Annotated in this window: 19 protein-coding genes and 1 tRNA gene; 12 read left to right on the top strand and 8 right to left on the bottom strand. The window is 58.1% G+C overall.

Translation table 11 applies throughout. The features are described 5' to 3' along the window. Nucleotides 1-10: 10 nt before the first annotated feature. Nucleotides 11-1,036: a LacI family DNA-binding transcriptional regulator gene (locus C4S59_RS10145; protein WP_103910397.1), complete on the bottom strand. Its 1,026-nt coding sequence runs from the start codon at nucleotides 1,034-1,036 to the stop codon at nucleotides 11-13. Between the two features lie 118 nt (nucleotides 1,037-1,154). Between C4S59_RS10145 and C4S59_RS10140 the strand changes: the two genes are divergently transcribed. Next, nucleotides 1,155-1,231: transfer RNA gene (locus C4S59_RS10140), tRNA-Arg, on the top strand. A 28-nt stretch (nucleotides 1,232-1,259) separates the two neighbouring features. Here C4S59_RS10140 and C4S59_RS10135 read toward each other — a convergent pair. After that, nucleotides 1,260-2,633 carry an aspartate aminotransferase family protein gene (locus tag C4S59_RS10135; RefSeq protein WP_103910396.1) on the bottom strand — a complete coding sequence of 458 codons (1,374 nt, stop codon included), beginning with the start codon at nucleotides 2,631-2,633 and terminating at the stop codon, nucleotides 1,260-1,262. 429 nt (nucleotides 2,634-3,062) lie between these two features. Between C4S59_RS10135 and C4S59_RS10130 the strand changes: the two genes are divergently transcribed. After that, nucleotides 3,063-3,881 (top strand): GAF domain-containing protein, encoded by an 819-nt coding sequence (locus tag C4S59_RS10130; protein ID WP_103910395.1) that lies wholly within the window; start codon nucleotides 3,063-3,065, stop codon nucleotides 3,879-3,881. 4 nt (nucleotides 3,882-3,885) lie between these two features. After that, the gene (locus tag C4S59_RS10125) at nucleotides 3,886-4,209 is read left to right on the top strand and encodes a hypothetical protein (protein WP_103910394.1); all 324 of its coding nucleotides are present in this window, start codon (nucleotides 3,886-3,888) and stop codon (nucleotides 4,207-4,209) included. 38 nt (nucleotides 4,210-4,247) lie between these two features. On the opposite strand, the gene C4S59_RS10120 is transcribed toward C4S59_RS10125, so the two are convergent. Both C4S59_RS10120 and C4S59_RS10115 read right to left on the bottom strand, forming a co-directional pair. After that, complete coding sequence (locus tag C4S59_RS10120; protein WP_407703050.1) at nucleotides 4,248-5,000, bottom strand: hypothetical protein; 753 nt, start codon at nucleotides 4,998-5,000, stop codon at nucleotides 4,248-4,250. Then, nucleotides 4,924-5,202 (bottom strand): hypothetical protein, encoded by a 279-nt coding sequence (locus C4S59_RS10115; RefSeq protein ID WP_103910392.1) that lies wholly within the window; start codon nucleotides 5,200-5,202, stop codon nucleotides 4,924-4,926. The genes C4S59_RS10120 and C4S59_RS10115 overlap by 77 nt, the downstream gene beginning before the upstream one ends. 186 nt (nucleotides 5,203-5,388) lie before the next feature. Between C4S59_RS10115 and C4S59_RS10110 the strand changes: the two genes are divergently transcribed. The 5 genes from C4S59_RS10110 to C4S59_RS10090 all read left to right on the top strand — a co-directional run bounded on the left by C4S59_RS10110 (nucleotide 5,389) and on the right by C4S59_RS10090 (nucleotide 9,427). Next, a complete protein-coding gene (locus C4S59_RS10110) occupies nucleotides 5,389-5,859 on the top strand; it encodes a hypothetical protein (RefSeq protein WP_103910391.1) in 471 nt (156 codons plus the stop codon). Between the two features lie 334 nt (nucleotides 5,860-6,193). After that, nucleotides 6,194-6,595 (top strand): potassium channel family protein, encoded by a 402-nt coding sequence (locus C4S59_RS10105; RefSeq protein ID WP_200813208.1) that lies wholly within the window; start codon nucleotides 6,194-6,196, stop codon nucleotides 6,593-6,595. Between the two features lie 240 nt (nucleotides 6,596-6,835). Further along, nucleotides 6,836-7,453, top strand: a complete 618-nt coding sequence (locus tag C4S59_RS10100) for a ribonuclease HII (RefSeq protein ID WP_103910825.1) — start codon at nucleotides 6,836-6,838, stop codon at nucleotides 7,451-7,453. Nucleotides 7,454-7,558: 105 nt separating this feature from the next. Continuing rightward, on the top strand, nucleotides 7,559-8,671 hold the full coding sequence (locus C4S59_RS10095; protein WP_103910390.1) for a site-specific DNA-methyltransferase: 1,113 nt from the start codon (nucleotides 7,559-7,561) through the stop codon (nucleotides 8,669-8,671). A 240-nt stretch (nucleotides 8,672-8,911) separates the two neighbouring features. Continuing rightward, the gene (locus C4S59_RS10090; protein WP_103910389.1) at nucleotides 8,912-9,427 is read left to right on the top strand and encodes a hypothetical protein; all 516 of its coding nucleotides are present in this window, start codon (nucleotides 8,912-8,914) and stop codon (nucleotides 9,425-9,427) included. A 100-nt stretch (nucleotides 9,428-9,527) separates the two neighbouring features. Here C4S59_RS10090 and C4S59_RS10085 read toward each other — a convergent pair whose 3' ends face one another. After that, nucleotides 9,528-9,992 (bottom strand): SRPBCC family protein, encoded by a 465-nt coding sequence (locus C4S59_RS10085; protein WP_103910388.1) that lies wholly within the window; start codon nucleotides 9,990-9,992, stop codon nucleotides 9,528-9,530. A gap of 206 nt (nucleotides 9,993-10,198) precedes the next feature. Between C4S59_RS10085 and C4S59_RS10080 the strand changes: the two genes are divergently transcribed. Then, complete coding sequence (locus C4S59_RS10080) at nucleotides 10,199-11,068, top strand: DMT family transporter (RefSeq protein WP_103910387.1); 870 nt, start codon at nucleotides 10,199-10,201, stop codon at nucleotides 11,066-11,068. Here the strand turns inward: C4S59_RS10080 and C4S59_RS10075 are convergent. Together C4S59_RS10075 and C4S59_RS10070 are read right to left on the bottom strand one after the other, a co-directional pair. Next, entirely contained in the window at nucleotides 11,065-15,360 is a 4,296-nt protein-coding gene (locus tag C4S59_RS10075) for a translocation/assembly module TamB domain-containing protein (RefSeq protein ID WP_103910386.1), read from the bottom strand. The two genes, C4S59_RS10080 and C4S59_RS10075, sit on opposite strands and share 4 nt — an antisense overlap. Beyond that, nucleotides 15,357-17,168, bottom strand: a complete 1,812-nt coding sequence (locus C4S59_RS10070) for an autotransporter assembly complex protein TamA (protein WP_234994736.1) — start codon at nucleotides 17,166-17,168, stop codon at nucleotides 15,357-15,359. The genes C4S59_RS10075 and C4S59_RS10070 overlap by 4 nt, the downstream gene beginning before the upstream one ends. 247 nt (nucleotides 17,169-17,415) lie before the next feature. Between C4S59_RS10070 and C4S59_RS10065 the strand changes: the two genes are divergently transcribed. Both C4S59_RS10065 and C4S59_RS10060 read left to right on the top strand, forming a co-directional pair. After that, nucleotides 17,416-17,874 (top strand): (2Fe-2S)-binding protein, encoded by a 459-nt coding sequence (locus C4S59_RS10065; RefSeq protein ID WP_103910384.1) that lies wholly within the window; start codon nucleotides 17,416-17,418, stop codon nucleotides 17,872-17,874. 4 nt (nucleotides 17,875-17,878) lie between these two features. Then, nucleotides 17,879-18,472 carry an Isoquinoline 1-oxidoreductase subunit gene (locus C4S59_RS10060; RefSeq protein WP_103910383.1) on the top strand — a complete coding sequence of 198 codons (594 nt, stop codon included), beginning with the start codon at nucleotides 17,879-17,881 and terminating at the stop codon, nucleotides 18,470-18,472. Between the two features lie 64 nt (nucleotides 18,473-18,536). Here C4S59_RS10060 and C4S59_RS10055 read toward each other — a convergent pair whose 3' ends face one another. Continuing rightward, nucleotides 18,537-20,234, bottom strand: coding sequence for an acyl-CoA dehydrogenase family protein (locus tag C4S59_RS10055; RefSeq protein ID WP_103910382.1), 1,698 nt, complete (start codon nucleotides 20,232-20,234; stop codon nucleotides 18,537-18,539). Nucleotides 20,235-20,380: 146 nt separating this feature from the next. Between C4S59_RS10055 and C4S59_RS10050 the strand changes: the two genes are divergently transcribed. Continuing rightward, a complete protein-coding gene (locus C4S59_RS10050) occupies nucleotides 20,381-21,154 on the top strand; it encodes a sulfite exporter TauE/SafE family protein (protein WP_103910381.1) in 774 nt (257 codons plus the stop codon).

Here is a 21,154-nt window from a genome sequence, read left to right as displayed (position 1 = left end):
GGGCGTAAATTTAGCGGCGTTTCAGCGTGTCGCCGTAAAGAACCTTGGGGCTAAGCTCGACAATACGCTCGACCTCTTTGGTGGGGTCAGCAACGCGTTCTGCAATGATTTCGGCAGCCTTGGTGCCAATCTCGCTCCGGCCCGCGTTCATCGTGGCCAGCTTGCGCGGCAGACCATCCAGCAACTCGACCCCGTTGAAACCGGCCAGACCGATCTTGCCCGGCACGTCATAGCCCTTTTCCAGCAGATACAGGAGGCCACCGGCACCGATCATGTCGTTTGAGTAATAGAGGAAATCCAGCTCGGGCGAGCGTTCCAGCATGGCTTCGGTCATCTCGCGACCCTTCGCCAAAGCGGATCCTCCGGAATAGAATTCCTGATCCTCGACCTCGATCCCGTTTTTGGCGAGAACCTCGGTAAAGCCTTCGAAACGCTTCCGCGCACGGTGGTCCAAGGGCATCTTAGTGCCCATAAAGCCGATGTGCTGGTAGCCCTGTTTCAGGATCGCCTGCGCCATCTCGCGGCCTGCACGACGGTGTGAAATACCGACGGCTGCATCAATGGGCGTGCCGTCGATATCCATAATCTCGACAATCGGGATGCCTGCCGCGCGCATCATGGCGCGGGACGCATCGGAATGTTCCAGACCGGCAATGATCACGCCCGAGGGACGCCACGACAGCATCTCATACAGAACGCGCTCTTCTTTTTCCGGCAGGTAGTCCGTGACGCCAACAACCGGTTGAAGGTCAGTTGTTTCCAGCACGTTCGAGATGCCGGAAAGGACCTCGGGGAACACCATGTTGCGCAGGCTGGGAATAATGACGGCCACAAGGTTGACCCGCTGGCTGGCCAGCGCGCCTGCAATTTTGTTGGGCACGTACCCAAGCGCCTTGGCCGCTTCGAGGACCTTTTCGCGGGTGGCTGGGCTGACATCGCCACGATTGCGCAAAACGCGGCTCACGGTCATTTCGGAAACGCCAGAAGCTTCTGAAACGTCGCGGAGCGTCAAGGGGCGATGGTCTGTCGGGGCCACGGTGTTTTCCTGTGCTTTTCTAAAAGTCTAGCGCAATCGCATAAGATCATACAAGGCAAACGACAGTCCATTCAGGGATGACAAGCCTTGATGCAGACGATATGCAAAAAACCCGTGCGGTCCCGTGGCTCAACTGGATAGAGCAGCCCCCTCCTAAGGGGCAGGTTGCAGGTTCGAATCCTGCCGGGATCGCCAGGATTCATTTTTGAACTTAGTGCATTGATCAGCCCAAAACCGACGTCACAGCGCGCTTGGTTGCAGCGACGATCCCGTCTGCCTCTTGTTTTGTCAGGCAGAAGGGCGGGGCGAAGCCTAGGATGTCGCCTTGGGGCATGGCGCGGGCGATGATGTTGCTTTGCTCTAGTAGGGCCGCTGCGATTTGTGGGCCGATTTTGTCTGCGGCGTCATAGAATGTCCGGCTGTCGCGGTCTTTGACGAACTCGACGGCACAAAGCATGCCTTCGCCGCGAACCTCGCCCACATGGGTATGGTCTGACAGCGCCTCGGACATGGTTTTGTTCAGATAGCCGCCCACGTCGCCTGCCTTGGTGACAAGGTCCAGTTCGTCAATCAGTTTCAGGTTCGCCACACCTGCCGCGGCGCCGATGGGGTGGGCGGAATAGGTCCAGCCGTGGCCGATGGGGCCGTTTTCGTCTGTGCCTTGCTCCAGCACCTTCCACACTTTGTCAGACACGATCGAGCCGGACAAAGGCGCGTAGGCCGAGGTCAGGCCTTTCGCGATTGTGATGATGTCAGGGCGCATGCCGAAGTGATCAGACCCGAACATGGTGCCCAGACGGCCGAAGCCTGTCACGACCTCATCCGCGATCAGCAGGATGTCGTGTTTGTCCAGAACCGCCTGAATGGCCTGCCAGTAGCCTGCGGGTGGGGGAACGATGCCGCCTGTGCCCAGTACCGGTTCGCCGATGAAGGCGGCGATGGTGTCGGCGCCTTCGCGTTCGATCAGCGCCTCAAGTTCGGCCGCGCAATGGGCGGTGAACTGTTCTTCGGTCATGTCCAGATCGGGGCGGCGGAAATAGTAGGGGGCCTCTGTGTGGATCACCTGCGTCAGTGGCAGATCGAACTTCTTGTGGAACAGCTCAAGCCCCGTCAGCGATCCGGTCATCAGGCCCGAGCCGTGATAGCCGCGCCAGCGCGAGATGATCTTTTTCTTCTCGGGGCGGCCAAGGATATTGTTGAAATACCAGACCAGCTTGATGTTGGTCTCGTTCGCGTCTGATCCGGACAGGCCGAAATAGACCTTGGACATGTGATCGGGCGCGCGGTCCAGAACCATTTTGGCCAGCGTGATCGATGCCTCGGTGCCGTGACCCACATAGGAATGGTAATAGGCCAGTTCCTTGGCCTGATCGGCAATCGCATCGGCAATGTCGGACCGGCCATAGCCGACGTTCACACAGTAAAGACCGGCAAAGGCATCCAGCAGACGGTTGCCGTCACGATCTTCGATGTGACAGCCCGATCCGCCGGTGACGACGCGCTGCGGGACATTGCCGCGGGCGAACTCGGCCAGATGTGTGGAGGGGTGGAAAAAGTTGTCGCGGTCCCACTGTTCAAGTTGGTCGTTGCGAAGCATGGCTCACCTATCGGTTCCGGCGGCGCGCCGCCTGTTTCTTTGAAAGGAGCCTTGTGCACGCGGCCGACGCATCCGGGCGTCTGACCAAGAGGGAAAGCTCCGCTCATCCTGACAGCAGCGCGCAATGCCTTTATTGCCAAGACAGGCAGACCCTAGAATGCCGAGTACGGATTGAAAAGCACCTTTGAAGCTTTTTCCTTTCAGCCAAAGTGCATCAAGCTGTACGCGGTTCATTGGTCAGCAGTTTTCGATTTAAAAATATGCCGCCTCGCGTGAACGGCAGTGCCCGGCCGAATGTTATATCCATTTTGGATGTCTTTCGCAGACACCAAGCACATTAGACAAATCTCCGGTGGCCTTTGGAAATCTCGTCAAATCGAAATTTCGAACAAGCTTTACGTTACGGAAGCTTATCGTGGAGGAGGAGATATGCATCCAGCATACGAAGCCGCACCCTTGCCTGCGAACGAAGAAGCACGCAACGCACGGGTCCACCGATCCGGGGTCATGGATGTAGATCAGCCTGACCGGTGGGATATATATGTCGATCTTGCAAAGCTGATTACGGATTGTCCGGTCGCCTATACAGGGCTTCTGGACGAAGACCGCCAGTTTTTCCTTGCTCAGGATTTCAACGGGCTGATCGACGCCACTGAAGTGCCGCGTAAAATGACCCTGTGCCAATACGCATTAGGCAGTACGGCCCCCACAATTGTTCCGGACCTGCGAGAACACGAAAAGCTTAAAAACAATCCACTCGTGCTCGAGGCACCCCATTGGGTGTTCTGGGGGGCCTATCCCCTTGTAACCAGTGACGGTCTGGTTTTGGGAACGCTTTGCACCGTGGATTACAAGCCAAGGGTCATGTCACCCGAGGTCGTGGACCGTATGGTTGAACTCGCGTCCAACATGACCCTGATGATCACGTTGCAAATGGAAGAACGTGGTGCGGTCACAGAGCGCATGTCCGAAGTTTGCCGAAACCTTGGTCGTGAATACCCGGAAATGGGCTTGCCCGAGTTGGAAGGCTTTCTAAGCCTCTGTGCTGGCAACCCGGTGTCCAAGGACACTTTGGGAACGCTGATTGGAATGGGGTTGGCTGAAAAGAAAGGAATTGGCGCAGAGCTGTCCGCCATGGGCCGAGAGGTTCAGGGCAATCAGGGCCTGTCTGCCGCGATGTTCCGACGCAAAATTCTGGCCCCCAAAGCGACGCTGGACGTCGAAGATCTCTTTGCAATGATGGAGTAGCACGATGTACACCAAAATCTATCAGATCAAGCTGACCAGCATAACCGAAGGCAAGATTGCTGCGTCCTACGTTGCCGAGGAACTGGGCGGATCGATCGCTAAGCACAATATGACAGGCCTGAATATCTTCCTGTGCAAGGAAGGCTCGTTGTACGTGACGATCAATTTCGACGACATTTCCGAGATGAAAGCCTTTGAAGCGGGGCAGGAGGAGATGTTCAACGAACTCAAGCAATCCTTCACCTGCCGAGCCGTGGATTATGCCGCCGTTCCGGTGTTCCGTTACGAACGCGAGGCGACCAATGCGGCACTATCCGCTCTGGGGTGACTGATGGGGCTAAAAGAAGCTGCCTTTGCAGCAGCTTCCTACACCACCTCGATCACACCTTTATCGATGGCCAGCACATAGCCACGTTTGGCGATGGTTTTGACCAGCAGTTCGCTGACCAACTGGTTGCCCAGCCCGTCGCGCAGGCGTTTGATGCGGGTGGCACCGGCGGCTTCGTCGCAGTCGGCCTCGGACCGGCCGGAAATCATCGCCTCGATCTGGACGCCGGTCAGCATTTCGTCGTCCATGCGGGCCTCGGCCAGAACCGATATCGTCTCCATCATCGCGTCGGTCAGTTTGAAGCCCATGGTGTTCAGATAGACCGTCTTTTCATCGCGGCTGATGATCAGCGACGACACCTCGATCCCTGACCGTTCGATCTGGGCCATGCGGCGGTTCATCGTGACCAGCATGATCAGGAACACCAAGGCGGCGACCAGCATGGCGGTGGCAAAGATCAGAAGGACGAAAATGACCATCCGATAGCTGGCCAGCGTTTCGGCAAAGGCATTGCCGGACTGGGCCAGAATTTCCAGCAGTTTGATTTCGGCCTGCGATGTCAGGTCGTCGTTTTCAATAAAGATACGTTCGACCTGCGCATCAAAGGCGTTGGCGTCGGGCAGGGCCAGCAACAGCCAGATCCCTGCACCCGCCAACAAGGCGACGATCGCGATAATCCCGAGGCTGACGATACGCGTGCCGGACCGGCGCGCCTCAGTAGCGGAGGTAGTTGTTTCCGGCACTGGTCTTCCTTTCCTCCAAACCACTTTCGTCAAATACAGACACAACATTCAGCAAAGTCCAGCCTGCGTCTTTCAGGCGGGGCTTCAGCTCTTTCTTGGCGGATTTCTTGCTGCAGTCGCCAGAAATCTCGGCCACCCCGTAATGCAGGCGCAACGGGTCTTCCTGCTTGGCCTTGTAATCGGCATAGCAACCGGCCTCTGCCGCGGCGGGCAGGGCAAGAAGCAGGGAAAGGATCAGGGCGTTTTTCATAGGCACATGATTGCACGCAATGGACGCTGCAATTCAATAACAACGCGCAAAATAAGGGCTGTTATCCGATAACAGGCGGTCGTCATTGCCTGACTTCGGGGGGCTGGGACAGGTTCGGGACACAAGCTTGGTCACACTCGATCAGGCGCATCACCGAAATGTCCAACAGCCCACAGGAGCCGCCCCATGTCCCGCCGTTTTATTGCCGCCGTCCTAAGCACCGCCCTTGCCCTGACAAGCTTCGGGGCCTCCAGCGCCCGTGCCGCCGATGCCGATGATCTTGTGAAGCTTCTGGCTGGTGCCGCCACGATCTATGTGATCGCCAATGCCGCCGAACAGGCGCGGGAACGCAAGGACGGTAAGGTCACCAAAAAACAGAAAGAGCTGATCTACGAACGGGCCTGGCCGCAGTACGGCAAGAATAACTTCCAGAACCGCATGCGCCCGCCGCTTCCCGCCGAATGCCTATGGGTGCCGCGCAACGGTTCGAGAAAACACGACGCCGTTTTCAGCGCGCGCTGCCTGAACCGCAAATACGACGCGTCCAACCGCCTGCCGCGTAAATGCCGGACCGAGGTGCGCACCCAGCGCGGTTACGCCCATGCCTATGGCGCCCAGTGCCTGCGAAAGCGCGGCTACGTAATGCGCCGCCGCTGATCCCTTTCGAGCAGGAGATGCATCGGGTTTGATCCCCTGTCCCTTTGCATCGCCACAGACGCGCGGCCCAAAGAAGGCCGCGCGTCTTACTTTGTGGGATGGCGCAAGAAATGTGGCTTTGTCTGCTATGGGGGACAGAGTGAGTTTTCGCTGCGCCTGCGCAAATGTCTGCTTCCGAACATGGTCACGAACGCATAGGATCAATTATGTGAATTGGCAGTAAAACTAGCAGAGGTCTACCTTGCCTGATAGATGTATTTTTCCGGTTTCCAATTCGACATATGAGTTCCTTCTCAATAGTGCGACGCTTGTCACCGTCGCGGGCGGCGCATTTATGTTTGCGTCACTTGACCCAGATGGGAGTTTTTGGATGCGGCTTGGTCAATCGGTTTGCTTTATTGCCGTAATGACATTTTTTACTGCAACTTCGATAAAGCGTGAAGTTATCTCACCTCTCCAAAGGGTTATTTTCTGGTCGATTGTAGTTGTTTGGGTAGCTCCCGTGGCTTTTGCCACCCTGTATTTACTTGCAGGAGACTACCAAAAATGCCTTCAGAATTCCGAAACCGTTTTAGACCACTTGTACTTCTCTTATGTTACGTTCACGACGCTTGGGTATGGAGACATTCAACCCATTGGAATTTGCAGAGCATTGAGTGCCGTCGAGGCTGTATCGGGATATGTTTTTCTTGGGGCTCTTGTGTCTGCTTTTGCTAACTTGCCATTGAAACAGTAAAGTCCACAATTCACTCAGTCTTAGTTGCGCCAAAAACCAATCCTAGTCGGTAACTGAGCTTTCGGCAAAGCGCGTAAAGAAAGCCAATGTTTGTCTGATACGCAACCGCCACTGGCAAAGCAGGCATTCACGTATTGAGCAGCTTCGGACAATATGGGCTTAAACCAGACTCTCTCGCTTTCAAGACTACTCAAACTTTTGATGTGGTTGCACCGATGCCTGTCAGGTATCCCAGCAACCATGACTATTCCTGACGATTCCCATGAACGTGCGCTGATCTCTCAAGGGTGCAAATTGATTGCCGGTGTGGACGAGGTCGGGCGCGGGCCGTTGGCGGGGCCTGTGGTGGCGGCGGCTGTTCTGTTTGATCCGGCGACCTTGCCCGACGGCCTGCGCGATTCAAAAGCGCTGTCCAAGAAAAAGCTGGCGGCATTGTCCGAACTGATCACCGCGAACTGCCGCTATGCGATCGGCGAGGCGACGGTCGAGGAAATCGACGAAATCAACATCTTGCGCGCCAGCCACGTGGCGATGTGCCGTGCGATTGCGGCGCTGCCCGAGCAGCCCGAGCATGTGCTGGTCGATGGCAATATGATCCCCAAAGACCTGACCATTCCCGCCAGCGCGATCATCAAGGGCGATGCCAAATCGGTGTCGATTTCGGCGGCTGCAATTGTGGCCAAAATATGGCGCGACAGGGTGATGTGTGATTTGGCGCAACACTATCCGCAGTATGGCTGGGACTCGAACGCGGGATACCCGTCAAAAAGCCACAAAGAAGCGCTCCGAGATTTTGGTGTTACCCCACATCATAGACGTAGCTTCAAACCGATACACAATATCTTGTATCAAGAATAATTTCTAACTTACTGATTCAAAAAAGAATTTGACCCCGAATCACGTTTGACTCACCATTGTACCCAACCACAGAGCGCAAAAGCGCCAACGGGACAGAGGCAGAGTATGACGAAGATGACCGATATTAAGAGCGCGCAAGCGCTCCCTCTCAACACGATTCTATCGGGGGATTGCATTGATATAATGCGGTCCCTGCCGGAGAATTCTGTCGATCTGATTTTTGCAGATCCGCCGTATAATCTTCAGCTGAAAGGGCAGCTTCACCGCCCCGATAACTCGCGCGTTGACGCCGTAGATGACCACTGGGACCAGTTTTCGAGTTTTGGCGCCTATGATGAGTTCACACGCGAATGGCTGTCGGCGGCCCGTCGTCTTCTGAAACCGAATGGCGCGATCTGGGTCATCGGTTCTTATCACAACATTTTCCGCGTGGGGTCCGCGCTTCAGGACGCAGGTTACTGGATCCTGAACGACGTGGTCTGGCGCAAGTCGAACCCGATGCCGAACTTCCGCGGTAAGCGTTTCACCAACGCGCATGAAACAATGATCTGGGCGTCCAAATCTGAGGGTGCCAAGTACACCTTTAACTATGAGGCGCTGAAATCCCTGAACGAAGGCATCCAGATGCGTTCCGACTGGGTTCTGCCGATTTGCAACGGTGGCGAACGCCTGAAGGACGCCAATGGCGACAAGGCACACCCGACGCAAAAGCCGGAATCCCTGCTGCACCGTGTTCTGGTTGGTTCGACCAACCCCGGTGATGTGGTTCTGGACCCGTTCTTTGGCACAGGCACAACTGGTGCCGTCGCCAAAATGCTTGGCCGTGACTGGATCGGCATCGAACGCGAAGCCGCCTACCGTGAAGTCGCGGAAAAGCGTATCGCGAACATCCGCAAATTCGACAAGGCCGCGCTGGAAGTGACCCGCGCAAAACGCGCCGAGCCGCGTGTGCCGTTCGGTCAGTTGGTGGAACGCGGCATGCTGCGTCCGGGCGAAACGCTTGTGTCCCCGTCGGGCAAAAGCGCCAAGGTGCGTGCAGACGGCACTCTGGTCGGTCTGGATGTCAAAGGGTCGATCCATCAGGTCGGCGCCCATCTGGAAGGCGCACCGTCGTGCAACGGCTGGACCTACTGGCACTTCAAGAAAGACGGCAAAACCGTTCCGATCGACGTCCTGCGCCAGCAGATCCGCGCCGAGATGGAAGACCGTCCGAACTAAGCCGAAAACACAGAATAGTTTACCGCCCGCGTCCGTAGCCGCCTACGTGACGCGACCTTCCCCGCCTGTCTGTCAGGCGGGGCTTTTTGGTTTGGGCAGGCAAATGCGACAGCTATGTGTCTGATTGTTCATCACATCTGATCCTTTGAATGAAAAATCGCAGTTTGGCCCTAATTTTGGCACAAAAATTGAAGATGACGGTGCGGAAGACGGAAAATTGGATATCTAAAGAGGGTTCTCATGCTCAAATTTACAACTTCGACGACGGCACTGATTTTGGGTCTGGCACTGGCAACAACTTCGGTTTCTGCCCAAGAAACAACTGAAGAGCCGACGCCGACAGAGGAACAGACGCCGACTGAAGAGCTGGATACAAATGACGACGGTCAGCTGACGTTCGACGAGATCGACACAGATGACGACGGCGAACTGGACGAAGAAGAGCTGACACATGCCTTCGGTCCCAACGCGACACGCGCGCTGCTGAAATTTGACGCGGACGGCGACGGTATCGTGACCCTCGATGAAGTGCGTGCAGGCAACAACGCCGGTGGCAATAGCGAGGCTGCCAAAGCCCGCAACGCGGAACGCAAAGCCGAGCGTGACGCCGGTGCCACAAGCCGTGACAGCGGCGACAAAGGCAACCGTGGCGGTGGCAACGGTGGTGGAAACGGCGGCGGCAACGGCGGCGGCAACGGTAACGGCGGCGGCAATGGCGGTGGAAACGGTGGCGGCAACGGTAAAGGCCGCAACTAAATCGCACTAGCGACAGATCGTCAGACATCTTTGGACACGCCGCGTTGGATCAAAACGCGGCGTGTTTTCTTATTTAAGAATGTCACGCAGTGTGCAGGGTTCAGATCAGGGTCTGCGCATAGCTTTCCAGTTGGCGCGCCACGGTTCCCCAGCCGTCGAAAAACCCCATGTCTTTATGCGCTTTGCACGCTTCGGCAGATCGGTGCCGCGCCGTCACGGTGTAAAGCGTTCCGCCATCGGTATCGGCGAGCTCGATGATTGCCGTCATGAACGGGTCGGCGGCGGGCTTCCAACCTTCTTGATAGGCGTCGGTAAAGACAAGTTTCTCGTCCGGAACAATCTCAAGAAAGACGCCATCGTTGGACATCGAATTCCCCTCGACATTCATGACCGTGTTGAACCGTCCACCCACGCGAAGATCGACATCGCAGGATTCAATAAAGTGGGGTTTGGGCACGAAGAATTCTTTGAGGTGCTGTGGCTGTGTCCAGCACTGCCAGATCACGGCCCTAGGGGCGTTTAGGGTCAGAGAAAAGCTCAGGTCGGTCTCGGGATCCAGAATCATATTTGCGCTCCAGCGGCAAAATTTCTGATCCGAGCATGACAGAGAGTTGGTCAAAGGAAAGCGGTGATCGCATATCCCCTGGCCTTCTCTGGGCGCTCCATATCTGGGCAGAACCATGCAAGTCGCGATTTGTGCACATAGCGGGGTTGCCTTGACGTTAACCCGGCCTTCGGATCAGGTGCCGGAAACACAGGGCAGAGGGCTTTATGGATATTCGCGCAATCTTTATGGGGCTGGCCTTTGCTTTGATGTGGTCGTCGGCCTTTGCCTCGGCCCGTATCATCGTCATGTCGGCCCCGCCCTTGGCGGCCCTTTCCCTGCGCTTTCTGATATCGGGTGTTCTGGCGATCCTCATAGCCCGCGCGCTGGGCCAGAATATGAACCTGACGAGGTCGCAATGGCGCGGCGTGGTGATCTTCGGTCTGTGCCAGAACGCGCTTTATCTGGGCCTGAACTTTGTCGCGATGCAAACGGTCGAGGCATCACTGGCGGCCATCATCGCATCAACCATGCCCCTGATCGTGGCCTTTGCAGGCTGGGCCTTCCTTGGTCAGCGCCTTCCCCTGATGGGTGTGATCGGCCTGTTTGCCGGTGTCGCGGGCGTTCTGTTGATCATGGGGATGCGTGTGACCGGTGGGGTCGATCTGATCGGTCTGGCGCTCTGTGTGATCGGCGCGGCGTCATTGGCTGTGGCGACGTTGACGGTGAAATCCGTGACGGCTGGTGGCAATGTTATGATGATCGTGGGCCTACAGATGCTGGTCGGCTCTGCCGCCCTGATCGTGCCGTCGCTGGCGTTTGAGACGCTGACGTTTGAACCATCGTGGACCCTGTTGGCGGCCTTTGCCTACACGACACTGGTTCCGGGCGTGTTGGCCACCTTGGTGTGGTTCCTGCTGGTGGATCGCATCGGCGCGGTCAAGGCCGCGACCTTCCACTTCCTCAACCCGTTTTTCGGCGTGGCGATTGCTGCGGTTCTGCTGAACGAAAACCTTGGTCTTTGGGACGTGATTGGGGTTGCGATCATCGCGGCGGGCATTCTGGCGGTCCAATTGGCCCGCCAGTCCAAAGCCTAGTAGTCTTTTTCAAAATACACACCCACGCCGGTATTCCCGTCCGAGCCAACAGTGCCACGGGCGGTGATGTTTGGCGTCACCGTCAGGTTCAGGTTGATTTCGGATGTTCCGTCGCTGCCTACCGTCACGTCGGTATAGGTGCGATCATTGATGTACTTGCCCAACTGTAGCTCGGTTGTGCCGTCCTCAGAGGTCTGGACATCCAGATCGTCCAGGCCCGTGCTCATCCGGATGTTGTCGATGATTGAATTGCCGCTGCGACCGGCCAGCGTATTCAGCGCGGCGGCGATGCGCAGCGCTTGCAGGCCCGAGATTTGGGTTAGGTCGCGACCGAACAGAAGCAGGGCCAGAACCTCTTCCTCGGGGCGGTCGGGGTTCGAGGTAAAGGTCACCTCGGGGTCAGACACCGGCCCAACGATGTTGACCTGAATTTCGGTATCCGCACGGGATGCATCGGCGCGCACCTGCAGGTAGGGATCAAGATCGCCCTGCAGGACGATAGAGGCCTCGCTTAGCGTCAGGCGTTGACCGAGGATATCCAGACGACCGCGGATCAGATCGAAGCGGCCAGTCGGCGTGACGTTCTTCAAACTGCCGCCAACACGAACCGTACCACCCAGTTCGGCATCCAGGCCGCGGCCACGCACGAAAATGCGCGACAGGGCATTTACTGTCACATCCAACAGATAATCCAATAGGCCCTCAGGTTTCGCCTCGGCCGTGTCAAGCAGACCCGCCCTAGCGCGGGACGTGCGCACCGCGGCGGGTTCGTTGACATGTGCCAATTGGAAGGTCAGCGCAGTTGAACCGGTACCACCCGACGGAACGCGCAGTTCGGTTTGCCCCAAATCGACCGTGCCCGACAGGCGGGCCGTCGACGCCAGCGGACCGTTCAGATTTAGCCGGCCTTCGACAGTTGTTGCATAAAGCGACGGGTCTTCGAACCCGAGGCTGCGCAGACGGATGTTCAGATCGCCGTTAAAGGGTGCCTCCAGTGACACGGGACCATTCACCTGTATCCGCCCACCGGTGGTCGAGCGGCCGTCTACGTCGATCTGCGCACGGCCTGCGTTCAGATCGATCGTTGCTGTCAGCGGATCAAACGCCAGCCCTTGGGTCGGGACAGTAAGGCTTGCGTTCTCAGTGGCGATGCGCCCGCTTAGCGATGACAGCTGCAAAGGCCCGTTCAGGCGCAAATCAAAGCGGCCCGTGCCGGATACGACGTTCGGGGTCAGCGCAAAGTTCGCCAGCCCGAGAGGCGCATTGCCGTCAATCGTCAGGTTCGCTGTGCTGCCGTCCTGCGCGACGGTGCCGTTGATCGTGGCGGTGGTGCCGCCAGCCGCATTCAGGACCGTATCAACAAAAAGCGTTTCGCCAGAGCGACGCGCTGTACCTGTTGCGGATGCCGGACCACTAAAGTCAGGCGCGAACAGCCCGACATCCCGCAGATCGGCGGAAAAGCGGATGACATCGTTCTGGTCATCGCTGCTGCCCGACGCCTGAATATCAAACTCGGTCGCATCGACGTTCAGCGTGTCGATCCTGATCGTGCCAGTATCAGAACGTTCCAGAATAGCGGTCAGATCAGCCGTGCCGCGCATCAACTTGTTCACCGCATCAATGCCGGTGCGCAGGTTGACGGTTTGGCCCCTGACGTTTGTCGCAAAAGACCCGTCAGTCAGATCCACGCTGCCAGAGCCGGAAAGCTGTGCCGCGCCGCCCAAGGATTGCCCGACAAGGCCGGACAGGGGCGACAGATCATTGATGTTGATTGCACCCTCTGCCGTGACTGACGTCGGTTTGAAATCTGCAATCTCGGCCTGACCGCTGACATCGATCTTTGATCCACCAGGGCCTGCGCCCTGTACGATGTAATCCAGCGTCTCGCCGCTTTGTGTGGCGTTGCCGTTCAGATAGGCGCTGCCGGACATGTTGGGGTAGATATCGTTCAGGTTCGTCAGTTCGGATTTGAACGTGATCCGGCTGCCATCACCGTCGGGGGTGTACAGGCCATCGGCCTGAACTGAACCCCGCGGCGCGATGATGTTAAAGTCGCTAACCGTCAGGCCAAGCGCATCCATAATCGTATCGATCTTGAACGTGCTGCGGCCTTCCAGAATGCGGTCGGCTTCGGCAATGCCTGTTTTGGGGCTGCTCAAAGCACCATCCGCTGCGACGTTGAAATAACCGGTCGGCAGGCTGTAGCGCCCGTTGGCGGTGGCTTCGATCCCGCCGCCAAGGGGGCGGTTCGCGATTGTCGACCAGACCGACAGATCATTGGCGGACAGCGTGCCTTGGCCGGAAATATCAGAGGGTTCGCCATCGATCAGCAGCAGTCCAAGGGTCGCATCCACAGCCGTTTGACCGGGGGCCTGTGCCTTCAGGTCGACGCCCCAGCGCGGGCCGGTTTGTGTGGCCATACCTGCTAGGCTGGTCGCGCCATTCGCGCCTTCCAGAACATCGCCCAGATCGGTCAGGCGGGCGTCGAAAGAGATTTCGCTGTTGTCGCTGGCCAGAAGGCCGTTCGCTTCGATTTTCGCAGCCGAGCTTTCGGTGGTCAGATCGCGCAGCGTGATCCCGTTTTCATCGCGCAGAACGCTAAGTGTCAGATCGGTTTGCCCCGCGACCAGAGTGTCCAGTTGTTCGATCCCGACGATCAGATCGCGCGTCGATCCGGTGATCAGCGCGTCAAAACCACCTGACAGAGGGGCGATATTGCCGACAACGCGGACGTCAGCAGCGCCTGCAACTTCGCGCTGGGCAAGGCCGGAAAAGCGGCTGATGTCATCCACATCGGCCTGCAGATCACCCGAGATGATCAGGTTCAGATCGTCGCCCAAACCGTCAAATTCCAGATCACCCGCAACTTCGGTTCCTGCGCCGGACAGGGTCAGGTTGCTGATCTTGAAGGGCGAGTCTTCGATATAGCTGACTTCGAACTGGCCGGTGGCATCTGTACCAACGGCTTGCGACAGGTTGGGGTCCGTGAATTCCAGATTTTCAGCTTGAACATCGAACGTCCCCGCCAGTTGCCCAAGCGCCGTGCCTTCGCCCCGTGACAGTGAACCCGCACCGTCGATGCGCAGCAGGCGGGCGGACAGGGTAGGGCGGTCAAGGCCCACGACCTCGATACGGGCGGACCAGTCATCGCTGGTTTCTGCGTTGTAAAGGATGTCCAGATCGGCGCGATCCAGTCGGGTAACTTCACCCGGAATTGGCAGCTCAATCTTGCCGCCTTCCGGTGCTGCGATATCCCCTGTCAGCGCGACGCGGCTGGGCCACAGGTCTTCGCCGAAGGCCGCGGAGCCAGAGATGTTGATGGCATCTGACGTCACCGTCAGATCCATCAGATCCAGCGCACCACTTTGATACCGCGTGCCGTCCACTTTCAGCGACAGGTCTTCGCCAAAGAACTCGCGGCTTTCAGGTTCAAGCAGGGGGCGTATATCGCCGGAAATATCGGCGGTGAACGACGTTCCAGGTTCGCCGTTGTCATTGGCCAAAAGCGCCACAGTGCCACTGATCCGGTCCTGTCCGTCGGTGGCCAGACCGATGTCTGCGGTAAAGTCCGAAAGCGGGCCTTCGCCATCGATGTTCAATGCGACAGATGGCTGGCCCGGCAACCCAAGCAGCGAAGCCGCAATGCCGTTTTCGCCCTCTTCCAGCGACACATCCAGCGCCAGTATGCGCGTCGCGTTGTCGAAACTGCCTTCGACCCCAAATGCGCCGCTGGCACCGTCAAGCCGTTGCGCGGCGATCGATATGTTGCCAGAGCCTTCCGCCAGTTGCGCAGAGCCCTCGACGCTGAGGATGGCGATCTGACCAAGGATAGGTTCGCCCAGTTCAACACGTTCCGCTGCAATACGACCGATCTGCACGCCAACGGGCAATTCTGGTAGGGCAAAGGGTGAGGCTTCGGGGCTGGGGGCGTCGCTGGATGATCCGGGCAGGCGTGGCACGATGATCTCTTGGGCAGAGAGTTCGGTCACATCCAGCTGCCCCCGCAAAAGGGCAGAGCGGTTCCAGTCCAGTTCCACACCTCGCAAGGTCAGCCATGTGCCTTGCGCGTCCGAAATCCGAAGTTCGGCCACCGTCGCGCGTGAACTGAGCGCGCCTTGGAAATCGACGATATCCACGGCGAAGTCGCCGTTCGACAGGTTGTCTTCGATCAGCGCCTCAAGATAGCCGCGGTCTGCGGCCTCTTGTGCGGTTTCGTCGCTTTCTTGCGACGGGGCGATGGCGGGAAACAGAAAGGTCGCGCCGACAGTGGTGTATACGAGAAACCGCTTCAAAACGCTTGTCCAATCCCGATGTAGAATTGCACTCCGTCGCTTGTTTCGCCCCCTGTCGGGCCGGCCACGTCAAAGCGGATGGGTCCAAGACCGGTCTGATACCGGACGCCAAGGCCCGCACCGGAATGCCATTCGCCGTTATTGTCGAACTGGCTGCCTTCGCCAACGTACCCTGCGTCGGCAAAAGCCACGACGCCAAGATTTTCGGTCAGGTCCTGCCGCAGTTCGACCGAGAGGGCCGCGAAACTCCGGCCACCGGTTTCGTCGCCATTGCCCAAATCGACGTTCAATGATTGATAGGGCTGGCCGCGAACAGTGCCGCCGCCGCCCGAGTGGAACAGGTATTCAGGTGGCGTGCCTTCGATGTCGGAACCGACGACGGAGCCCAGCTGCAATCGTGTCGCCAAAACCGTGGGGTCACCATCGCCGTAGCCGAAGTACCCGCGCGCGTCCGCGTAAAGACGTCCGCCGGACTGGCTGCCGTTCAGGCCTGCGTAGGGCGTCAGTTGCAACGCCACATAATGGCCCTGTCGCGGGTTCAGCGAATTGTTGCGTTTGTCCCAGGTGATGGTTGTCGGCAGGGTCACAAGCGTGAATTCCCGTTCGCCAAGGTCATCGTTCGTGTGGGACCAGACAAAGCCGATCCCGCTTTCGATGCTTAGATACTCATTGAGAGGACGGGTAAAGCCAAAGCGCACTTCGGCTCGGTCGGTTTCAAAGGTCGGCTCGTCCAGATGTTCAAGCGCGATCAGCGTAAATCCGTGTGTGTCTGCGCCATAGATCGCAGGCACGTCAAAGCGCCCCGAAACGCTGTAATCCATACCACTGCTGACGGTCGAAATGTTCTTGATCGACACATCAAAGCGTAGTCGTTCGGCCCCGCCATAGAAATTGCGGTGTAGCCAGAAGGCAGACAGTGCAGCGCCGTCTTGCGTCGAATATTCCGCGCCAAACCCGATGCGGCGGGATTTCTGGTCGGTGACAGCCAGCTTCATATCCATGCTGCCGTCCGGATCGACTGTGTCTGCCTCGGTCAATGTGACCGATGAAAACGCGCGGGTTCTGCGCAAACGGGCAAGGACGGTTTCAACTTCGGCCGGTGAGAACCGCTCGCCTGTCGGGAAACCGGCGATACGACGGAGCGCGTTGTTCCGCACGGAGCTGGGCTTGGTAATGATCAGATCGCCAAAACTGACCAAAGGCCCCCGATCAATATCGATATCGACAGAGAGTTTACCCCGTGCATGATCCGCCACGGCGCGGTCTTGTTCGATGTGCGCTTTGGCATAGCCCTTGTCGCGCCAGCCGCTGATGGCGGCGTCGGCGGCTTCGGTGATGACCGTGGATCGCGCGGTTCGGCCCTTGGCAAAATCTTCAGGCAGGTCGGTGCCACCTGCCAACGGATCAATGCGGGCACGGTCGAATTCGAACTTGGGTCCCGATTTGACGCGGATTTCGACGCGGTTGATGGTTTGCGGCACTTTCAACAGCGGGATTTGCGAGGCTTCCTGACCGTCGATCAGAATACTGACCACGCCGCCGTAATAGCCCTCGGAATAAAGCGCCAGTGTCAGTGCGCTGTAATCGGCCAAGGCTGCGGCCAGCAAATCCTGCGCGTCTGTCCGGCCTTCGTTTTCAGCTGTGCGCAGGTTGGATGCGGCGCGCAGGGCCGCTTTGACCGTTTCTTCTTTTTCGGGGCTAGGCGCGTCTACCGCGAAATCCAGATCTTCCAACGCAATGGCGGTGCCTGTCGGCGCAGCGAAAGCCAGAGCACAGGCCAACGCCATAAATGAGGTTTTGCGTAACACGGTCGCGTTGGCCTTTCGGTCAAAAACTATAGGGTGAATCTAGCGCTGTTGCGGCTGTTGCGCCAGCAGATGTCACGCACATAAATGCGATCTGCGCGGGTCCTTGCCCTTGTTCGGGGTTTTGCATGCATTTCAATGTGACCCAACGAAACGCTGGCAGCAAAGTTCCAAGGGGATAGTATTTCCGAACCAGTTGATTGGTCACGCTGCGGCTTTATGTGATCAACAAACGCAGTCTGGGGGGCGTATGGCGACTTTTACGGTAAATGGGCAGGATGTGACCGTCGATATGACGGATGATACGCCCTTGCTTTGGGCTCTGCGCGACGGGCTGAATATGACCGGCACCAAATTCGGGTGTGGTGTCGCGCAATGCGGGGCCTGCACCGTGATGGTTGACGGATCGCCACGCCGGTCATGCGTCACGCCGCTGGGAAGCGTTGACGGGGCCGAGATCGAGACCATCGAAGCGGTCGAAGGACCTGAGGCGCAGGCCGTGCAAGAGGCATGGGTGGATATCGCCGTGCCACAGTGCGGGTGGTGCCAGTCCGGCCAGATCATGAGCGCGACCGCGCTGTTGCGCCTGAACCCGACGCCAACAGACGAGGACATTGATCGCGCCATGGCCGGAAACCTGTGCCGCTGTGCGACCTATGTGCGTATCCGGAGGGCCATCCATGCCGCCGCCAAGTCGCTTGAGGGGTAGGGGTATGCGGGTCTCTGTTTCCATCGCGGTTGCGTGCCTATGGGCCGGCTCGGTTTCTGCCGAAGACCTGCAACCTGTCGGATCGTTTGACCGTATCCCGGATGAAACCGAACGCTCGGTCGCGCTGTTCGAAGAGATGCTGAAGGTGATCGAACATCCCCGTTGCCTGAACTGCCATCCGGTGGGCGACAAGCCGACACAGGGCGATGACATGCGTCCGCACATGCCACCCGTGGTGCGCGGCGACGCGGGCTTTGGCGCTGAGGGGATGATGTGCAGCACCTGTCATGGGACCGAGAATGTTGCGTTCGTTACGGGCGACGGGTCCATTCCGGGGCATGAGCCGTGGCACCTTGCGCCGAAATCCATGGGTTGGGTTGGGCTAAGTGGTGCTGACATCTGTACCCAGTTGAAAGACCTGGAACGCAACGGCGGCCGCGACCTTGCTGCGATCCATGAACATATGGCCGAGGATGGTCTGGTTGGTTGGGGCTGGCACCCGGGTCCGGGGCGCGAACCTGCACCCGGTAGCCAAGAGGCGTTCGGCCAGATCGTACAGGCGTGGATTGATACGGGCGCGGCCTGTCCGGCAGACTAATCACCCCAAAAGAAAAACGCGCCCGAGTTGGGCGCGTTTCTTTTTCAGAACAGAGTGAACTGGATCAGTTCGAGCTTGCCAATACGCGGCGCGCGATGACCTGAGCCTGAATTTCCGCCGCACCTTCAAAGATGTTCAGGATACGTGCGTCACACAGGATGCGGCTGATGGTATATTCCAACGCAAAGCCGTTGCCGCCGTGGATTTGCAGGCCGTTATCGGCACAGGCCCACGCCACACGGGCACCCAGCAGTTTCGCCATACCGGCCTCGACGTCACAGCGGCGACCTTCGTCCTTCTCAAAGGCCGAGAAGTAGGTCAGCTGACGCGCGATCATGATTTCCACCGCCATCATCGCCAGCTTGGACGAAACGCGCGGGAATTCGATCAGCGACTTGCCGAACTGTTTGCGGTCTTCGGCGTATTTGATCGACACGTCCATCGCGGACTGTGCAACACCGATGGCGCGTGCAGCTGTCTGGATACGTGCGGATTCGAAGGTTTCCATCAGCTGTTTAAAGCCTTTGCCTTCTTCTCCACCCAGCAGGTTTTCGCCCTTCACATGGAAGTTGTCGAAGCCCAGTTCGTATTCCTTCATGCCGCGGTAGCCCAGAACCTCGATCTCGCCGCCGGTCATGCCTTCGGTCGGGAACGGGTTTTCGTCTGTGCCCGGCGTCTTTTCAGCCAGGAACATCGACAGACCTTTGTAATCCGATGTCTCCGGATCGGTCCGTGCCAGCAGCGTCATAACATGGGTACGTGCCGCGTGGGTGATCCATGTCTTGTTGCCAGTGATCTTGTAGTCGCCGTTTTCGTCCTTGACCGCGCGGGTGCGCAGGCTGCCAAGGTCGGACCCTGTGTTCGGCTCGGTGAAAACAGCCGTCGGCAGGGTTTCGGCGCTGGCCAGTTGCGGAAGCCACTTCTGCTTCTGCTCTTCCGTGCCGCCCGCGATGATCAGTTCTGCCGCGATCTCCGAACGTGTGCCCAAAGAACCCACGCCGATATAGCCGCGCGACAGTTCTTCCGAGACGACGCACATGGATGCTTTGGACAGACCGAAGCCGCCGTATTCTTCGGGGATGGTCAGGCCGAAGACGCCCATTTCCGCCAGCTCGTCGATGACCTCAAGCGGGATCAGTTCGTCTTTCAGGTGCCATTCGTGCGCAAAGGGTTCGACCTTTTCGACCGCGTAGCGACGGAACTGTTCGCGGATCATCTCAAGCTCTTCATCAAGGCCTGTTTTACCCACGGTGGTTTCCGCTGCGCGTTCCTGCATCAGCTGAACTAGGCGTGTGCGCGCGTCTTGTGTGTTGCCGGTCTGGATCAGCGTCTGAACGGCGTCGTTCTGCAGTGGGGATTGATCGTCAACCGAAAGGCCCAGATCGTTCAGGCGAACGATTTCGCCTTGGTTCATCTGGATGCCGCCTGCGATCTGCGCAAGGTATTCACCAAAGGCGATCTGGTGGATCAGCTGTTCAACGTCGCCAAAGTTGCCTTCACCCTGAAGCTTTTCGGCCCAGTTCTGCATCTGGCGCAGAGATTCAACGTAAGTCGCGAGCCATGCGATGCCGTGTGCGGCTGTCTGATTGTCTTCGACCAGACGCGCGGAAACGCGGCCGTCTTTGGAAACCAAGTCGCGAACGCGCGCTTTTGCTGTTTCAAGGACCGCTTCCGCCGGAGCGACCGCAGCCTTGGTCAGTGTCAGCAAATCGGGCAGCACGGTGCTACCATTCAGCGTCAGATCCTGTCCGTCATGCGCCATGAATCATATCCTCTTTTTCGATAAACGGGATATAGTCTTTTCGCAGTTGCAGCGCAACAATAATGCCAATGGATGCGACCAATTGTTCAATTATTACCCGTTCGATTTTTGCGGTGCAGCATGACAAGCAGTGCTATCGATACATCATGGAACAGCTTCTGACGCTTATCACACCGACCGAATTCGTTATTTGTCTAGGACTTGCGTTGCTTGCGGGCATCGTCAAGGGCGTGGTGGGATTCGCCATGCCGATGATCATGATTTCTGGCATGGGATCGGTGATTGCCCCCGAACTGGCGCTGGCTGCGCTGATTTTGCCCACCTTTGTAACGAACGGCATGCAGTCGCTGCGGCAGGGTCCAGCAGCGGCGTGGGAATCGGTGAAACGGTTCCGCATCTTCCTGTTGGTGGGGCTGGTGATGCTGCTGTTGTCGGCGCAGTTGGTCACGGTGATCCCTGTGTCGCTTATGCTGGCCATCATCGGTGTGCCGATCACGGCCTTTGCCTTGGCGCAAATCCTCGGCTGGAAGGGCACGCTGCCCGAAGGCACCAAGGCCGGCCGCAAGCTTGAGGTTGCGATTGCGGCCTTTGCGGGCTTTATCGGCGGCATGTCCGGTGTTTGGGGTCCGCCCACGGTGGCCTATCTGACAGCCTTGGGGACGGAAAAGCGCGAACAGATGCGGGTGCAGGGCGTGATCTATGGCCTCGGGGCCTTTGCCCTGACCTTCGCGCATATTTCGTCAGGCGTGCTGAATCTGACAACGGGCCTGTTTTCCGCGACGATGATCATTCCTGCCGTTCTGGGAATGAAGCTGGGCGGAATGGTGCAGGACCGGATCGATCAGGCAGCGTTCAAAAAGGCCACGCTGTTCGTGCTGTTCATCGCAGGCCTGAACCTGCTGCGTCGCGCGTTCTTCTGA

The organism is Thalassococcus halodurans (assembly GCF_900108225.1).
GTDB classification, from domain to species: Bacteria; Pseudomonadota; Alphaproteobacteria; order Rhodobacterales; family Rhodobacteraceae; genus Thalassococcus; species Thalassococcus halodurans.
The sequence above is the reverse complement of the archived record's forward strand: the minus strand, read 5'-3'. Positions and strand labels throughout refer to the sequence as shown.

Bases quoted from the DNA above. Each gene is read 5' to 3' on its own strand.
- C4S59_RS10055 (WP_103910382.1), bottom strand. From the start codon at position 20,234: ATGGCGCATGACGGACAGGATCTGACGCTGAATGGTAGCACCGTGCTG.
- C4S59_RS10090 (WP_103910389.1), top strand. From the start codon at position 8,912: ATGCTCAAATTTACAACTTCGACGACGGCACTGATTTTGGGTCTGGCA.
- C4S59_RS10110 (WP_103910391.1), top strand. From the start codon at position 5,389: ATGTCCCGCCGTTTTATTGCCGCCGTCCTAAGCACCGCCCTTGCCCTG.
- C4S59_RS10085 (WP_103910388.1), bottom strand. From the start codon at position 9,992: ATGATTCTGGATCCCGAGACCGACCTGAGCTTTTCTCTGACCCTAAAC.
- C4S59_RS10095 (WP_103910390.1), top strand. From the start codon at position 7,559: ATGACGAAGATGACCGATATTAAGAGCGCGCAAGCGCTCCCTCTCAAC.
- C4S59_RS10130 (WP_103910395.1), top strand. From the start codon at position 3,063: ATGCATCCAGCATACGAAGCCGCACCCTTGCCTGCGAACGAAGAAGCA.
- C4S59_RS10050 (WP_103910381.1), top strand. From the start codon at position 20,381: ATGGAACAGCTTCTGACGCTTATCACACCGACCGAATTCGTTATTTGT.
- C4S59_RS10115 (WP_103910392.1), bottom strand. From the start codon at position 5,202: ATGAAAAACGCCCTGATCCTTTCCCTGCTTCTTGCCCTGCCCGCCGCG.
- C4S59_RS10065 (WP_103910384.1), top strand. From the start codon at position 17,416: ATGGCGACTTTTACGGTAAATGGGCAGGATGTGACCGTCGATATGACG.
- C4S59_RS10120 (WP_407703050.1), bottom strand. From the start codon at position 5,000: ATGTTGTGTCTGTATTTGACGAAAGTGGTTTGGAGGAAAGGAAGACCA.
- C4S59_RS10125 (WP_103910394.1), top strand. From the start codon at position 3,886: ATGTACACCAAAATCTATCAGATCAAGCTGACCAGCATAACCGAAGGC.
- C4S59_RS10060 (WP_103910383.1), top strand. From the start codon at position 17,879: ATGCGGGTCTCTGTTTCCATCGCGGTTGCGTGCCTATGGGCCGGCTCG.
- C4S59_RS10135 (WP_103910396.1), bottom strand. From the start codon at position 2,633: ATGCTTCGCAACGACCAACTTGAACAGTGGGACCGCGACAACTTTTTC.
- C4S59_RS10100 (WP_103910825.1), top strand. From the start codon at position 6,836: ATGACTATTCCTGACGATTCCCATGAACGTGCGCTGATCTCTCAAGGG.
- C4S59_RS10105 (WP_200813208.1), top strand. From the start codon at position 6,194: ATGTTTGCGTCACTTGACCCAGATGGGAGTTTTTGGATGCGGCTTGGT.
- C4S59_RS10080 (WP_103910387.1), top strand. From the start codon at position 10,199: ATGGATATTCGCGCAATCTTTATGGGGCTGGCCTTTGCTTTGATGTGG.